Source organism: Roseicyclus sp. (assembly GCF_052168335.1).
GTDB lineage: Bacteria > Pseudomonadota > Alphaproteobacteria > Rhodobacterales > Rhodobacteraceae > Roseibacterium.
On sequence record NZ_JBQLZP010000215.1, the window covers coordinates 1 to 1,104 of the forward strand.

At 72.9% G+C, this 1,104-nt stretch carries 1 protein-coding gene; it reads left to right on the plus strand.

Features of this window, described 5'->3' with window-relative positions:
- Window positions 1-166: 166 nt before the first annotated feature.
- The coding region (locus tag ACTS11_RS06690) for an alpha-amylase family glycosyl hydrolase (RefSeq protein ID WP_442639555.1) at window positions 167-1,104 on the plus strand (938 nt) is incomplete at its 3' end.

Consider the following 1,104-nt stretch of genomic DNA (forward strand, 5'->3'; position numbering starts at 1 on the left):
GCGTCCGAGGCGGAGCTCGACTTCGTGCTGCCGGGGGGGGCGGACCGGAAATGGCCGCTGATGGTCGAGACCGCGCAGGGCATCGCGGATGCGCGCGGACGGCCGCTCGTCCATGACGGCAGCACGATCCTGCCCGGGCGCGCGCTCCTGCTGCTGGAGACCGGCCTTGAGCACTGAGCCCTATGCCTGGGGCGCCGTGCCGGCCGGCAACGGGCGCTGGCGCTTCCGCCTCTGGGCGCCGGGGGTCGGGCGTCTGACGTTGCGCCTGGGCACGCGGGAGGTGGCGATGGAGGCCGAGGACGGCGGCTGGTTCTCGACCCTCGCCGAGGCGGTCGAGGGCGAGGCCTATGCCTACCTCCTCCCCGATGGCCGCACCGTTCCCGACCCCGCCGCGCGGCGGCAGGCGGGCGATGTCCACGGCCCATCCCTCCTCACGCCGCCGCGCGCGCCCGCGCCCTGGGCCGGGCGCCCCTGGGAGGAGGCGGCGATCCTCGAGCTGCATGTCGGCACCTTCACCGAAGAAGGCACGTTCCGCGCCGCCATCGGCGAGCTGGACCGCCTCGCAGCACTCGGCATCACGGCGATCGAACTCATGCCGCTCGCGCAGTTCGGCGGCGACCGGGGCTGGGGCTACGACGGCGTCCTGCCCTACTGCCCCCACGGCGTCTACGGCAGTCCCGACGACCTCGCCGCGCTGATCGACGCGGCGCATGAGCGGGGGCTGATGGTCCTCCTCGATGTCGTCTACAACCACTTCGGGCCCGACGGGAACTACCTGCCGGCCTACGCGCCCGCCTTCTTCGACCAGGGGCGCCACACGCCCTGGGGCGCGGGGATCGACTACACACGAGGGCCCGTCCGCCGCTTCTTCATCGAGAACGCGCTCTGCTGGCTGGGTGAGTTCGGCTTCGACGGGCTGCGGCTCGACGCCATAGACCAGATCGCGGACCCTTCCGAACCCGAGCTCCTGGTCGAGCTCGCCCGCGAGGTGCGGACCCGCCTGCCGGGGCGGCACATCCACCTGACGACCGAGGACAACCGCAACGTCACGCACCTGCACGAACGCGAGGGAGGGCGCGTGGCGCTCCATACCGCCGAGTGGAA